Annotated in this window: 11 protein-coding genes and 1 riboswitch; of the genes, 6 read left to right on the plus strand and 5 right to left on the minus strand. The window is 69.7% G+C overall.

The genetic code is table 11. The annotated features are described in order from the left end of the window. Positions 1 to 49: 49 nt before the first annotated feature. The 4 genes from AC3IX6_RS11530 to AC3IX6_RS11545 form a co-directional block, all read right to left on the minus strand. The gene (locus AC3IX6_RS11530; RefSeq protein ID WP_489370041.1) at positions 50 to 1,558 is read right to left on the minus strand and encodes a glycoside hydrolase family 3 protein; all 1,509 of its coding nucleotides are present in this window, start codon (positions 1,556 to 1,558) and stop codon (positions 50 to 52) included. Positions 1,559 to 1,564: 6 nt separating this feature from the next. After that, a complete protein-coding gene (locus AC3IX6_RS11535) occupies positions 1,565 to 2,401 on the minus strand; it encodes a carbohydrate ABC transporter permease (protein ID WP_489371415.1) in 837 nt (278 codons plus the stop codon). A gap of 56 nt (positions 2,402 to 2,457) precedes the next feature. Continuing rightward, positions 2,458 to 3,480, minus strand: a complete 1,023-nt coding sequence (locus AC3IX6_RS11540) for a carbohydrate ABC transporter permease (protein ID WP_389691470.1) — start codon at positions 3,478 to 3,480, stop codon at positions 2,458 to 2,460. A 156-nt stretch (positions 3,481 to 3,636) separates the two neighbouring features. Beyond that, the gene (locus AC3IX6_RS11545) at positions 3,637 to 4,920 is read right to left on the minus strand and encodes an extracellular solute-binding protein (protein ID WP_489370042.1); all 1,284 of its coding nucleotides are present in this window, start codon (positions 4,918 to 4,920) and stop codon (positions 3,637 to 3,639) included. A 296-nt stretch (positions 4,921 to 5,216) separates the two neighbouring features. On the opposite strand from AC3IX6_RS11545, the gene AC3IX6_RS11550 reads away from it, so the two are divergent. The 6 genes from AC3IX6_RS11550 (at position 5,217) to AC3IX6_RS11575 (ending at position 12,893) form a co-directional block, all read left to right on the plus strand. Beyond that, positions 5,217 to 5,981, plus strand: coding sequence for a GntR family transcriptional regulator (locus tag AC3IX6_RS11550; RefSeq protein ID WP_250750353.1), 765 nt, complete (start codon positions 5,217 to 5,219; stop codon positions 5,979 to 5,981). Between the two features lie 213 nt (positions 5,982 to 6,194). After that, positions 6,195 to 8,357 carry a carbon starvation CstA family protein gene (locus tag AC3IX6_RS11555; protein ID WP_489370043.1) on the plus strand — a complete coding sequence of 721 codons (2,163 nt, stop codon included), beginning with the start codon at positions 6,195 to 6,197 and terminating at the stop codon, positions 8,355 to 8,357. Then, positions 8,354 to 8,551: a CstA-like transporter-associated (seleno)protein gene (locus AC3IX6_RS11560; RefSeq protein WP_489370044.1), complete on the plus strand. Its 198-nt coding sequence runs from the start codon at positions 8,354 to 8,356 to the stop codon at positions 8,549 to 8,551. The genes AC3IX6_RS11555 and AC3IX6_RS11560 overlap by 4 nt, the downstream gene beginning before the upstream one ends. Positions 8,552 to 8,638: 87 nt before the next feature. Further along, on the plus strand, positions 8,639 to 9,136 hold the full coding sequence (locus AC3IX6_RS11565; RefSeq protein WP_489370045.1) for a GNAT family N-acetyltransferase: 498 nt from the start codon (positions 8,639 to 8,641) through the stop codon (positions 9,134 to 9,136). Between the two features lie 66 nt (positions 9,137 to 9,202). Next, positions 9,203 to 9,331, plus strand: a riboswitch (cobalamin riboswitch). Positions 9,332 to 9,489: 158 nt separating this feature from the next. Next, on the plus strand, positions 9,490 to 11,874 hold the full coding sequence (locus tag AC3IX6_RS11570; RefSeq protein ID WP_489370046.1) for a ribonucleoside-diphosphate reductase subunit alpha: 2,385 nt from the start codon (positions 9,490 to 9,492) through the stop codon (positions 11,872 to 11,874). Continuing rightward, positions 11,874 to 12,893, plus strand: a complete 1,020-nt coding sequence (locus AC3IX6_RS11575; RefSeq protein ID WP_389691480.1) for a ribonucleotide-diphosphate reductase subunit beta — start codon at positions 11,874 to 11,876, stop codon at positions 12,891 to 12,893. Before AC3IX6_RS11570 ends, AC3IX6_RS11575 begins: the two co-directional genes overlap by 1 nt. On the opposite strand, the gene AC3IX6_RS11580 is transcribed toward AC3IX6_RS11575, so the two are convergent. After that, complete coding sequence (locus tag AC3IX6_RS11580; RefSeq protein WP_489370047.1) at positions 12,890 to 13,126, minus strand: hypothetical protein; 237 nt, start codon at positions 13,124 to 13,126, stop codon at positions 12,890 to 12,892. The two genes, AC3IX6_RS11575 and AC3IX6_RS11580, sit on opposite strands and share 4 nt — an antisense overlap. Positions 13,127 to 13,203 lie beyond the last annotated feature (77 nt).

The following is a 13,203-nucleotide window of genomic DNA, read 5'->3' on the forward strand; positions in this document are numbered from 1 at the left end:
GAGCCGGGCACCCCCGTGACGGGTGCCCGGCTCCGGTCCGTGTCCTCGGCTAGACGCCCGCGATGATCTCCGCGGCAGCCCTGCCGCAGACCCGGGCGGCCCCGTGCGTCGCGATGTGCAGCGCCCCCCGCGGCTCGGCCCGCGGCAGCCCCATCTCGACCACGATCGTCTCCGGACGCGCCGCGACCAGCGCGTCCAGGGCCTCGGTCATCCAGGGGTGCCGGTGCGCGTCGCGGACCACCGCGACGACGGTGCGGTTCCCCGCGGCCGCCAGCACGTCGGCGGCGGTCGAGCCCTGCGGGTACACGCCCGACTCGGTGCCCGGGACCAGCGCGGACACTTCCCCGGCCACCCCCCACGGGGTCTCGTCGCCGACGGCGATGTTCGCCACCGGGGTGAGCGTGGCGATGTACGGGGCGTTCACCGGGGCGGCCGCCTTGGGCGAACCCGTCACGACCACCGCGCGGCGGGCCGCCGCCAGTCCGATGCCGGGCGCGCTGCTCCCCTCCGGCCGCGCGCCCTGTCGGACCTGGCGGGTCCACTCCGCCAGGGAGCGGACCCGGGCGGCAGCCTCGGCGAGGCGCTCTTCCGGGAGCGAGCCCTCGCGGACGGCCGCGACCAGCGCGTCGCGCAGCCGCAGCACGGTGTCCTCGTCGGCGAGCCCGCCGCCGACGCAGATGGCGTCGGCGCCGGCCGCGATGGCCAGCACCGAGCCGCGCTCGATGCCGTACGTCCCGGCGATGGCGTTCATCTCCATGCCGTCGGTGACGATGAGGCCCTCGTAGCCGAGCTCCTTGCGCAGCAGACCGGTCAGGATCTGCGGGCTGAGGGTGGCCGGGCGGGTCGGGTCCAGGGCGGGCACCAGGATGTGGGCGCTCATGACGGCCTTGGTGCCGGCCTCGATGGCGGCCCGGAACGGTACGAGTTCCCGTGCGGCCAGGGTCTCGAGGTCCACGTCGATGCGCGGCAGCGCGTGGTGCGAGTCGACGTTGGTGTCGCCGTGGCCCGGGAAGTGCTTGGTGCAGGCGGCGACGCCGGCGGCCTGGAGGCCCTCGACGTACGCGGCGGTGTGCCGGGCGGCGAGGTGGGTGTCGGCGCCGAAGGACCGTACGCCGATGACCGGGTTGTCCGGGTTGGAGTTGACGTCCGCGGACGGGGCCCAGTTGAGGTTGACCCCGCACTCGGCGAGCCGGCGGCCCAGCTCGCGGGCGACGTCGCGGGTCAGGTCCACGTCGTCCACGGCGCCGAGGGCCAGGTTGCCGGGGAAGGAGGAGCCGCCCCGGACCTCCAGGCGGGTGACGTCGCCGCCCTCCTCGTCGATGGCGACGAGGACGTCGTCCCGCTCGGTGCGCAGCTGCGCGGTCAGCGCGGCGAGCTGCTCGGGCGAGGTGATGTTGCGGCCGAAGAGGCCGACGGCGGTGAGGCCTTCGGAGACCTGACGCAGCAGCCAGCCGGGGGCGGTGGTGCCCTCGAACCCGGGCTGGAGGACCGCGAGGGCGTCCTGCGTCAGGCCGTCGTTTGAATCAGGCGCAGTCGTGCGGTGCGCAAGGACAGTCATGGGCCGTTATCCCTTCACGGCGCCGGCGGTCATGCCGCCGACGGCCTTGCGCTGGAGGAAGACGAAGATGAGCAGCACCGGGACCGCGAAGAGCGAGGAAGCGGCCATGGTGGCGCCCCAGTCGTTGCCGAAGGCCGTCTGGAACTGGGTCAGCCACAGCGGCAGGGTCTGCGCGGTCTTGTCCTTGTTCAGGATCAGGACCATCGCGAACTCGTTCCAGGCCGTGATGAAGCCGAAGAGCGAGGTGGACATCAGGCCGGGGGCCAGCAGCGGGAAGATCACCTTGCGGAAGGCCTGGCCGCGGGTGCAGCCGTCGATCTGGGCGGCTTCCTCCAGGGTCACCGGGACGGCGGCGATGAAGCCGCGCAGGGTCCAGATGGTGAAGGGGAGGACCATCACGAAGTAGATCGCGGTGAGCAGCGGGAGGCTGTTCAGCATCTCGGAGTCACGGGCGATCATGTACATCGCGATGACCATGACCTCCCAGGGCGCCATCTGGGCCATCATCACCGCGAGGACCAGGCCCTTGCGGCCCTTGAACTTCATGCGGGCGATGGCGAAGCTCGCGGCGAGGGCCACGAGCAGGGCCAGGGAGACGGCTCCGATGGTGACGATGAAGCTGTTCGCGACGTAGGTCCAGAACAGGTCGACGCCGGTGGCCTTGGTGAAGTTCTCCATCGTCGGCGCGAAGACGAAGACGGGGTCCTTGGAGAGGATCTCGCTGGACGGCTTCAGGGCCGAGGAGAACATCCAGTAGACGGGGAAGACGAAGAGGACGGCCAGCAGCAGGGCGCCGACGTTCTTGGCGACGGCCGCGGGACGGATCGGCCGGCGGTTGCGCAGCTGCTGGGGCTTCGCGGACGGCGCGGACGGCGCGGGCTTCGGGGCGGTGCTGGTGCTCACTGCTCCTCCTCCTGCTTCAGGATCAGACGGAAGTAGAAGGACATGACGATCACGAGCATCACGATCGTCAGGACGGAGATCGCCGCGGCGAGACCGTAGTGGCCCTGGCTCTGGCCCTCTACGTACGCGTAGATCGTCAGGGTCTCCGAGGCGCGGTCGGGGCCGCCCTTGTTCATCGCGTAGATCTGCGTGAAGGCCTTGAAGATCCAGATGACCTCAAGGAACGTCGTGACCAGGAAGAACGACTTGAGGTTCGGGAAGACGACCTTCCAGAACGTCTGCCAGCCGTTGGCCCCGTCCATGCGCGCGGCCTCGTACAGCTCGCCGCTGACCGTGGTCAGGCCGGCGTACATGTTGAGGGCGACGAAGGGGATGGAGCCCCAGGCCAGCAGGACGGTGATGATCACCATGGTGGACATGCCGGTCTCGAACCAGTTGTGCTGGTCGTACCCGGCGAAGCCGAAGGTGCGCATCAGCCAGTTCATGACGCCGTACTGCTCGTCGAACAGCCACTGGAAGACGGTCACGGAGGCGACGATCGGCATGGCCCAGGCCATCACCAGCGCCATCGACAGGACCAGGCGCATCCACTTGCCGAGCCGGTTCAGCAGGAGCCCGATGAGGCTGCCGAGCACCATGATCAGGAAGACGTTGCCCGCGGTGAAGAGGAAGCTGCGGACGACCACGGTCCAGAACTGCGAGTCGCCCAGCAGCTCGGTGTAGTTGTCCACGCCGTTGAACGGCGCCTTCCGCTGAATGAACTCGATCTTGTCGACCTTCTGGAACGACAGGATGATGTTCTTGATCAGCGGGTACAGCAGCAGGGTCGCCATGCTGAGCACGGCGGGCCCGATCAGGAGGTACGGCAACCACCCTGAGGGGAGCGACTTTCTGCCCCCGCGAGGAGACTGGGACGCTGCCTTGGCTCCGGTGGGCGGCGGCGTCTTGGCCGGCCCCGCGGACTCGTGTGGTGCGTCCTGTGGAGCGGAGGTCGCCGCTCCCTGGGAGTGCACGGTCATGTCTGGGCTTCCTCGCGGTTGACTGTGGCGACTGGCACCCGCTTCCCCGCTCGGAGCAGGCGGCGCTTACGTCTGTCAATGCGCGACCGGGGACGCGGTGGGCGCTCTGGGCGCCCACCGCGCCCCCGGTGCGTTCAGTACGGGTACTTCGGGGTGTTACTTGTTGATGCGGCTCGCGATTTCCTTGTCCGCGTCCGCGCCCGCCTTGGCGGCGTCCTCACCCTTCAGGACCTTCGTCATGAACTCCTTGATGGGGTTCGGCTCGGTCTCGACGTTCGCCCAGCCCGGGGTCACCGGGGTGATGTTGCCGTTGACGCCGGCCTTGGCCATCGCCTCGGCGAAGGAGCCCGCGGCCGGGGCGAAGTTCGCGCCGACCTGGTTCGGGAGCAGCGCGCCCTTGGTCTCGGCGGCGTACTTGGTCATCTGGTCCTTGCCTGCGGCGAGGGCCAGCCACTCCTTGGCGAGGTCCTTGTTCTTGGAGCGCTCGGCGATCGCCAGGTTCGAGCCACCGAGGAAGACGGTGCCCGGCTTGTCGGCGGTCTTGCCCGGGATCGGGAAGTAACCGAAGTCGGCTTCCTTGCCCGCGTCCTTCAGCGCCTTCTCGGCACCGCCGGCCTCCCAGCCGAGGCCGATCCAGGAGGCGACGCCACCCTTGGGAACGACGTCGGTGGACTGCTGCGGGTTCGCCTCGTCCTTGTCCTTCGGGGCGGTGGAGAAGGACTGGAGCTTCTTGTAGAACTCCATCGCGGAAGCGGCCTGGGGGGTACCGAGACCACCCTTCCACTTGTCGCCGTCCTTGGTGGCGAGGTTGCCGCCCTCGTCCCAGAGGAGACCGGCGAGGACGTACCAGCTCTGGCCGGGCAGGTAGATCGGCTGCGAGGCCGGGTCGGCCGCCTTCAGCTTCTCCAGGCCGGCGACCCACTCGTCGCGGGTCTTGGGCGCCGTGACGCCCGCCTTCTCGAAGGCCTTCTTGTCGTAGATGACGACGCGGTTGGCCGCGTACCACGGAGCGGAGTAGAGCTTGCCGTCGATCTCGGCCGAGGCCAGACCGCTCTTGGCCCAGGCGTCCGCGCCGAGCTTCGCCTTGTCCTTGGTCAGGTCGGCGAGACCACCGGTGACCGCGTAACCGGCGGTCTGGGTGTTGCCGAGCTCCAGGACGTCCGGCGGGGTGTTCTCGGAGAGGGCCGTGGTGACCTTCTCCTGGATGCCCTTCCAGGGCTGGACCTCTACCTTGACCGTGACACCGGGGTGCTTGGCGGAGAACTCCGCGTTGACCGCGTCGATCCAGGTCTTCGGTGCGGAGCCGTCCATCACCCAGACGGTGATCTCCTTGGCGCCACCCGCGTCGGCCTTCGGCTTGTCGTCGCCGCCGTTGCCGCACGCCGCGACTCCGACCATCATGCCCGCGACACTGACCGCCGCGATGAGCTTGCGCTTCACGCCACCCTCCTCAGGGATGCTGCCTGCAACTTCCCTTGCCCGCCGCGGTGACTCAAAAAGCACCAAGTACTGCCCGTGGGGCCGGGATCTGATCCATATTGGTGTAGACCAGTAGCTGGAGCTTGGCCTAGACCTTTAGGGGTGTCAAGGGTCTAATGAGCGGGTGCTCGGTCCGTTATCGGACCGACACCTGGGGGAGGGAGGAGGCCCGCCCTCCCTCCCGTGTCACGATGTGACCGCACATATCGGAGGAGCCGGTGACGGCAACGAAACTGGAGTCGGGAAGGCGGGCGGCGATGGCCACCGAAGGGGCGATCACGGAGCCGGACAGCGGGGCGGCCACCCGCACGGCACGCGTGCCCAAGTACTACCGACTCAAGCGCCACTTGCTCGATATGACCGAAACCCTTCCACCGGGCACACCGGTGCCACCCGAGCGCACGCTCGCGGCCGAGTTCGACACCTCCCGCACCACGGTGCGGCAGGCGCTCCAGGAGCTCGTCGTCGAGGGACGCCTCGAGCGGATCCAGGGGAAGGGCACCTTCGTCGCGAAGCCGAAGGTCTCCCAGCCGCTCCAACTCTCCTCGTACACCGAGGACATGAGGGCCCAGGGCCTGGAACCCACCTCCCAGCTCCTGGACATCGGCTACGTCACGGCCGACGACACCCTGGCCGGCCTCCTCAAGATCGCCACCGGCGGCCGGGTCCTGCGCATCGAACGGCTCCGCCTGGCCAGCGGCGAACCGATGGCCATCGAGACCACGCACCTGTCGGCGAAGCGCTTCCCCGCGCTGCGCCGTTCGCTGGTCAAGTACACCTCCCTCTACACCGCCCTCGCCGAGGTGTACGACGTGCGCCTCGCCGAAGCGGAGGAGACCATCGAGACCTCGCTGGCCACCCCGCGTGAGGCAGGACTGCTCGGCACCGACGTCGGACTGCCGATGCTGATGCTTTCCCGCCATTCGCTGGACGCCGACGGGGAGCCCGTCGAGTGGGTGCGTTCCGTGTACCGCGGCGATCGTTACAAGTTCGTCGCCCGACTCCAGCGCCCCGCCGTCTGATTCGTAGTTGACTCTCGTTCCGCTATACGGACGGGGGCTTACGTCCAGCGGGCGGTCCCCCGTAGATTCCCTGCGCTCACGCAGATGATCAACGAGGGGACGAGGATCATGACGGAACCAGGTCCGGAAGAAACGCAGCCGAGAGCCACACGGTCGGGACGGGACGCGGCGAGTCCGGGCACCACGCCGGACTCGCCTTCTCCATCCGGGGGCATGTCCCCCAAGGCCGTGGCCGTGTGGGTGCTGGTCGGCCTCGTGGGAGCCATCGGCTGGGGCGTGCTGGCGCTCTCGCGCGGCGAGGAGATCTCGGCCGCCTGGCTGCTCGCCGCCGCCCTGGGCTCGTACGCGATCGGCTACCGCTTCTACGCGCGCTTCATCGCGCACCGCGTACTGAGGGTGGACAAGACCCGCGCCACCCCCGCCGAACGCCTTGACAACGGTGTCGACTTCCACCCGACCGACCGGCGGGTGCTTTTCGGCCACCACTTCGCCGCCATCGCCGGCGCCGGACCGCTCGTGGGTCCCGTGCTCGCCTCACAGATGGGCTACCTGCCGGGCACCATCTGGATCGTCGTGGGCGTGATCTTCGCCGGTGCCGTCCAGGACATGGTCACGCTCTTCTTCTCCACCCGGCGCAACGGACGTTCGCTCGGCCAGATGGCCCGGGACGAGATCGGCCCGGTCGGCGGCGCCGCCGCACTGATCGGCGTCTTCGCCATCATGATCATCCTGCTGGCCGTGCTGGCCCTGGTGATCGTCAACGCGCTGGCGCACTCCCCGTGGGGCGTCTTCTCCATCGGCATGACCATCCCGATCGCCCTCTTCATGGGCTTCTACCTGCGCGTCCTGCGCCCGGGCAAGGTCACCGAGGTCTCCGTCGTCGGTGTGGCGCTGCTGCTGCTCGCCATCGTCGCGGGCGGCTGGGTCGCCGAGTCCTCGCTGGCGGACTTCTTCACCCTGGAGAAGGAGACGCTGGTCCTCTGGATGATCGCCTACGGGTTCGTGGCGTCCGTCCTGCCGGTGTGGATGCTGCTCGCCCCGCGCGACTACCTCTCCACCTTCATGAAGGTGGGCACCATCGGGCTGCTCGCCCTGGGCGTGGTCATCGCCATGCCGACGCTGAAGATGCCCGCGGTCACCGACTTCGCCTCGCGCGGCGACGGCCCGGTCTTCGCCGGCTCGATGTTCCCGTTCGTCTTCATCACCATCGCCTGCGGAGCCCTGTCCGGCTTCCACTCCCTGGTCTCCTCCGGCACCACCCCGAAGATGATCCAGAAGGAGACCCAGGTCAGGGTCATCGGCTACGGCGCGATGCTGACCGAGTCCTTCGTCGCCATCATGGCGATCATCGCGGCCTGCATCATCGACCCGGGCCTGTACTTCGCCATCAACTCCCCCGGCGGGGTCGTCGGCGCCACCGTCGAGACGGCCTCGCAGGCCGTGACGAACTTCGGCTTCGCCATCTCCCCCGAGGCCCTCACCCAGGCCGCGAAGGACGTGGAGGAGACCAGCCTGCTGTCCCGTACGGGCGGCGCCCCGACCTTCGCACTCGGAATGTCGGAGATCTTCTCGGCTGTCATCGGCGGCACCGCGATGAAGGCGTTCTGGTACCACTTCGCGATCATGTTCGAGGCCCTGTTCATCCTGACGACGGTCGACGCCGGCACCCGCGTGGGCCGCTTCATGCTCCAGGACACCCTCGGCAACGTGCACAGGTCCTTCAAGGACGTCAGCTGGAAGCCGGGCGTCTGGTTCGCCAGCGCGGTCGTCGTCGGCGGCTGGGGCTACTTCCTGTGGGTCGGCGTCAAGGACCCGCTGGGCGGCATCAACCAGCTCTTCCCGCTGTTCGGCATCGCGAACCAGCTGCTCGCGGCGGTCGCCCTGGCCGTCTGCACCACCCTGCTGATCAAGTCCGGCCGGCTCAAGTGGGCCTGGGTGACGGGCGTTCCGCTGGCCTGGGACCTGGCCGTCACGCTCACCGCCAGCTACCAGAAGATCTTCTCCGACAACCCGAAGATCGGCTTCTTCGCGCAGCGGGACGTCTACCAGGACGGGATCGACGCGGGCAAGGTCCTCAAGCCCGCCAAGAACATGGACGAGATGCACACCGTGGTCACCAACGCCACGGTGGACGGCGTCCTGTCCGTGTTCTTCGCCCTGCTGATCATCATCGTGCTCGTGGACGCCGCCCGGACCTGCTTCAAGGCCATCCGCAAGCCCGAGTCGGTCACCATGGTCGAGTTCCCGTGGACCGAGTCCAAGATCGTCGCCCCGGCCGGTCTGATCCCGACCGCCGAGGAGCGGGCGGAACTCGCCGCCGCCGGCCTCGACTCGGGCGGCGGCCGCGTGCAGGACTCCGTACGGGAACCCGCGTGACGCGGCTGCGCCACGCGCTGGGCCGGGCCCGGTTCTTCGTACGGGAGTTCTCGGGCGAGGCGGCCTACGACCACTACGTGGCCCACGCCCGTACGCACGACCCCGACGCCGAGGTCCAGTCGCGCCGGGCCTTCGAACGGGCCCGCACGGACGCCCGCGAGGGCGACCCGCGCGAAGGGTTCCGCTGCTGCTGAACCGCTGAGCCGCAAAGGGCCGCCGCGTTCCGTCCACCCGACGGAACGCGGCGGCCCCTTTTCCTGCCCTGGCGCACACTCGGTGCCATGGACATCATCATCAGGACGGCGGCGGCCGCCGAATACGAAGAGCTCGGCGAGATCACCGCACGGGCGTACCTCGACGACGGACTGCTCGACTTCTCCGAGGACGACCCCTACCTGAGCCGGCTGCGCGACGTCGCCGGCCGGGCCCCCGACGGCGAGGTGCTCGTCGCGGAGTACGAGGGCACGCTGCTCGGCGGTGTGACCTTCGCGCCTCCCGGCAGCCCGCTGTGCGATATCGCGGGCCCCGGCGAGGCCGAGTTCCGGATGCTGGCCGTCTCCCCCGCGGCGCGCGGACGCGGTGCGGGCGAAGCCCTCGTACGGGCCTGCGTGAGCCGCGCCCGGGAGCTGGAGGGCGTGCGCCACCTGGTGCTGTCGACCACGGAGAAGATGCTCGGGGCACACCGGATCTACGACCGGCTGGGCTTCGTACGGACGCCCGAGCGGGACTGGTACCCGGTTCCGGGGCTCCCCCTGCTCACCTACCGCCTGGAGCTCTAGCGGTGCACCGCCCGCGAGGAGCGACACAACATGTGGGGGCTACCGCGAGCACCGGCCCCCACATGTATGCTCGTGCTCGCTGTCGTCGCAGGGGAATCCGGTGAGAATCCGGAACTGTCCCGCAACGGTATGAAATGCACCGATCCGCTCGGTGCATCCGCAAGTCCGAGGACCTGTCGACAGTGCGCCCGGCTCGACCGATCCGGGTGCAGACACGTCCGGGCCTCGCGGTTGGGCCGGTGGACGCCACGTGGCGCACGCGCACTGCCCTGCCAGGCACGCGCCCCCACGTGCGCCCCCTCGCGCCCCGCACCAACGGTGTTCCCGGAGCCGAGCGAGGGAGAGCTCCCCCCGTGACCATCGCGCCTTCCGCACCGCGCGCCGAGTCCGACCCGTCCGCCTACGAGGGTCCGGGGGCCGCGCTCCTGCGCACGCTCACCGAGCTGACCGCCGACCTGCCCGACACCGACCCCGGCCGGGTCGCCGCCGCCGCGCTGCGCGGCCGCAGCGCCGCCGCCGACGAGGCGGAGCTCCGTACGCTCGCCACCGAGGCGGCCGCCGGGCTGATCTCCGAGGACCCGGCCTACTCCCGCCTCGCCGCCCGCCTGCTGACGCTGGCCGTCCGCGACGAGGCCGCCGGCCAGGGCTCCACCTCCTTCTCCGGCTCCGTCGAGGTCGGCCACCGCGAGGGGCTCATCGCCGACCGCACCGCGGACTTCGTACGCCTGCACGCGAACCGGCTCGACGCGCTGGTCGGGCACGCGCTCGCCGAGGGCGCCGACGACCGCTTCGGCTTCTTCGGCCTGCGCACCCTGCACAGCCGCTACCTGCTGCGGCACCCGATCACCCGCCAGGTCATCGAGACCCCCCAGTACTTCATGCTGCGCGTGGCCTGCGGCCTCGCGGAGAACGAGAGCGTCCAGGCCGTCGAGGAAGTGGCCTCGCTGTACCGGCTGATGAGCCGCCTCGACTACCTGCCCTCCTCCCCCACCCTCTTCAACTCCGGCACCCGCCACCCGCAGATGTCCTCCTGCTACCTGCTGGACTCCCCGCTGGACGAGCTGGACTCGATCTACGACCGCTACCACCAGGTCGCGCGCCTCTCCAAGCACGCCGGCGGCATCGGCCTCTCGTACTCCCGCATCCGCGCCCGCGGTTCCCTGATCCGCGGTACGAACGGCCACTCCAACGGCATCGTGCCGTTCCTGAAGACCCTCGACGCCTCCGTCGCCGCCGTGAACCAGGGCGGCCGCCGCAAGGGCGCCGCCGCGGTCTACCTGGAGACCTGGCACGCGGACATCGAGGAGTTCCTGGAGCTCCGCGACAACACCGGCGAGGACCAGCGCCGCACCCACAACCTGAACCTGGCCCACTGGGTGCCGGACGAGTTCATGCGCCGCGTGAACGCCGACGCCGACTGGTCGCTGTTCTCCCCCGCCGACGTCCCCGAGCTGGTCGACCTGTGGGGCGACGCGTTCGACGCCGCGTACCGCAAGGCCGAGGAGTCGGGCCTGGCCCGCAAGTCCATGCCCGCCCGCGACCTGTACGGCCGGATGATGCGCACCCTCGCGCAGACCGGCCAGGGCTGGATGACCTTCAAGGACGCCTCCAACCGCACGGCGAACCAGACCGCCGAGCCGGGCACCGTCGTCCACTCCTCGAACCTCTGCACCGAGATCATCGAGGTCACCAACGACGGCGAGACGGCCGTCTGCAACCTCGGCTCGGTCAACCTCGGCGCCTTCGTCGTGGAGGGGGAGATCGACTGGGAGCGCCTGGACGAGACCGTCCGCACCGCGGTCACCTTCCTCGACCGCGTCGTGGACATCAACTTCTACCCGACCGAGCAGGCCGGCCGCTCCAACGCCCGCTGGCGTCCGGTGGGCCTGGGCGCGATGGGCCTCCAGGACGTCTTCTTCCAGCTGAAGCTGCCCTTCGACTCCCCCGAGGCGAAGGCGCTGTCCACGAAGCTCTCCGAGCGCATCATGCTCGCGGCGTACGAGGCCTCCTGCGACCTGGCCGAGCGCAGCGGCCCGCTCCCCGCGTGGGAGCAGACCCGCACGGCCCGCGGCGTCCTGCACCCGGACCACTACGAGGTCGAGCTGAACTGGCCGGAGCGCTGGGACGCGCTGCGCGCCCGGGTCGCGAAGTCCGGGATGCGCAACTCGCTGCTCCTCGCCATCGCCCCGACGGCGACCATCGCCTCCATCGCGGGCGTGTACGAGTGCATCGAGCCGCAGGTCTCCAACCTCTTCAAGCGCGAGACCCTGAGCGGGGAGTTCCTCCAGGTCAACGGCTATCTGGTGCAGGAGCTCAAGCGGCTCGGCGTCTGGGACGCCCAGACCCGCGAGGCGCTGCGCGAGTCCTCCGGTTCGGTCCAGGGCTTCGGCTGGATCCCGGCCGAGGTGCGCGACCTGTACCGCACGGCGTGGGAGATCCCGCAGCGCGGACTGATCGACATGGCGGCGGCCCGTACGCCGTTCCTGGACCAGTCCCAGTCGCTGAACCTGTTCCTGGAGACGCCCACCATCGGCAAGCTCAGCTCGATGTACGCGTACGCCTGGAAGCAGGGCCTCAAGACCACGTACTACCTGCGCTCGCGCCCGGCGACGAAGATCGCCCGCGCCGCGTCCGGCTCCGCCGTCCCGGCCGCCGCCACCCCGCTCCCGCAGGCCGTCGACGCCGACGCGCTGGCCTGCTCCCTTGAGAACCCCGAGTCCTGCGAGGCCTGCCAGTAATGAGCACCACCCAGTCCACCAAGAACCTCCTGGACCCGGGCTTCGAGCTCACGCTCCGCCCCATGCGCTACCCGGACTTCTACGAGCGCTACCGGGACGCGATCAAGAACACCTGGACGGTGGAGGAGGTCGACCTCCACTCGGACGTCGCCGACCTCGCGAAGCTGACGCCCTCCGAGCAGCACATGATCGGCCGGCTGGTCGCCTTCTTCGCGACGGGCGACTCGATCGTCTCGAACAACCTCGTGCTGACCCTGTACAAGCACATCAACTCCCCGGAGGCGCGCCTGTACCTGTCGCGCCAGCTCTTCGAGGAGGCCGTGCACGTCCAGTTCTACCTGACGCTGCTCGACACCTACCTGCCCGACCCGGACGACCGCGCGGCCGCCTTCGACGCGGTCGAGGAGATCCCCTCGATCCGCGAGAAGGCGCAGTTCTGCTTCCGCTGGATGGACTCGGTGGAGAAGATCGACCGCCTGGAGACGGCCGCCGACCGCCGCCGCTTCCTGCTGAACCTGATCTGCTTCGCCGCGTGCATCGAGGGCCTGTTCTTCTACGGCGCCTTCGCGTACGTGTACTGGTTCCGCTCCCGCGGCCTGCTGCACGGCCTGGCGACGGGGACGAACTGGGTCTTCCGGGACGAAACCATGCACATGAACTTCGCGTTCGAGGTCGTGGACACGGTCCGCAAGGAGGAGCCCGAGCTCTTCGACGACGCGCTCCAGCAGCAGGTCGTCGACATGCTGAAGGAGGCCGTCGAGGCGGAGCTGCAGTTCGGCCGCGACCTGTGCGGTGACGGCCTGCCGGGCATGAACACCGAGTCGATGCGCGAGTACCTGGAGTGCGTCGCGGACCAGCGCCTGGTCCGCCTCGGCTTCCCGCCGGTCTACGGCTCGCAGAACCCGTTCTCCTTCATGGAGCTCCAGGGCGTCCAGGAGCTGACGAACTTCTTCGAGCGCCGCCCGTCGGCCTACCAGGTCGCGGTCGAGGGCACGGTCGACCTGGACGAGGACTTCTAGGCCCGGGGCGGGCCGAGCGGCTCGCCCGACAGCGCCCCCGCCCACGGGGAGACCGGCCTGGCCGGCCGGTTCCCGGGGCGGGGGCGCTTCGTCGTTCCCGCCGCCCGCGCGCCCTGCCCGGCCGCCCGGACCTGCCGGTCGAGGCGGCGCTCGCGCGCGGCCCAGTAGAGGGAGGGGCCCAGGAGGACGGTGGCGACGGCCAGGACGACGAGGTAGTCGAGGAGCGTGTTCATGACTCCACTCTCGCCACCGGGGCCGAAACCGGACAGTGGCAGGACTGTCATGAAAGAGCGAATTACTGCCACACTGG

This window comes from Streptomyces sp. GL_141 (assembly GCF_057834385.1).

Excerpts from the sequence above, each read along its gene's own strand:
- AC3IX6_RS11530 (WP_489370041.1), bottom strand. The coding sequence starts at position 1,558 with ATGACTGTCCTTGCGCACCGCACGACTGCGCCTGATTCAAACGACGGC.
- AC3IX6_RS11540 (WP_389691470.1), bottom strand. The coding sequence starts at position 3,480 with ATGACCGTGCACTCCCAGGGAGCGGCGACCTCCGCTCCACAGGACGCA.
- AC3IX6_RS11550 (WP_250750353.1), top strand. The coding sequence starts at position 5,217 with ATGGCCACCGAAGGGGCGATCACGGAGCCGGACAGCGGGGCGGCCACC.
- AC3IX6_RS11555 (WP_489370043.1), top strand. The coding sequence starts at position 6,195 with ATGTCCCCCAAGGCCGTGGCCGTGTGGGTGCTGGTCGGCCTCGTGGGA.
- AC3IX6_RS11565 (WP_489370045.1), top strand. The coding sequence starts at position 8,639 with ATGGACATCATCATCAGGACGGCGGCGGCCGCCGAATACGAAGAGCTC.
- AC3IX6_RS11575 (WP_389691480.1), top strand. The coding sequence starts at position 11,874 with ATGAGCACCACCCAGTCCACCAAGAACCTCCTGGACCCGGGCTTCGAG.
- AC3IX6_RS11580 (WP_489370047.1), bottom strand. The coding sequence starts at position 13,126 with ATGAACACGCTCCTCGACTACCTCGTCGTCCTGGCCGTCGCCACCGTC.